The organism is Kushneria phyllosphaerae (assembly GCF_900312995.1).
Lineage (GTDB): Bacteria > Pseudomonadota > Gammaproteobacteria > Pseudomonadales > Halomonadaceae > Kushneria > Kushneria phyllosphaerae.
This window is the reverse complement of sequence record NZ_ONZI01000056.1, coordinates 1-248: the sequence shown is the minus strand read 5'-3', so window position 1 is coordinate 248 and position 248 is coordinate 1. Positions and strand designations below refer to the sequence as shown.

The 248-nt window shown below is 64.5% G+C and carries 1 protein-coding gene; it reads right to left on the bottom strand.

Annotated elements, in window-relative coordinates; translation table 11 throughout:
* Window positions 1-248: hypothetical protein (locus KSP9073_RS17665; RefSeq protein WP_165814296.1), on the bottom strand; the 248-nt coding region annotated here is incomplete at both ends.

Sequence of the window (248 nt, the reverse complement as noted above, 5' to 3'; positions counted from 1 at the left end):
ATTGATCACGTCATCGCCGGCGAGGGTGTCGAGGCTGATGGTCACCACCGGTGCAGCGGTATCCACGGCGTAGCTCGACGCGGTATTGGCAGAACCGGTATTGCCCGCCGCGTCGGTATGGCTGACGGCGGCGTTGACGGACGTGTTCTGTGCCAGCTGGCTGCCAGGGACGTTGATCGAGAAGGTGCCGTCGGCGTTCACCGCACCGGTGTAGTTCTGCTGACCGACCGTCAGGGTCACGGTGTCGC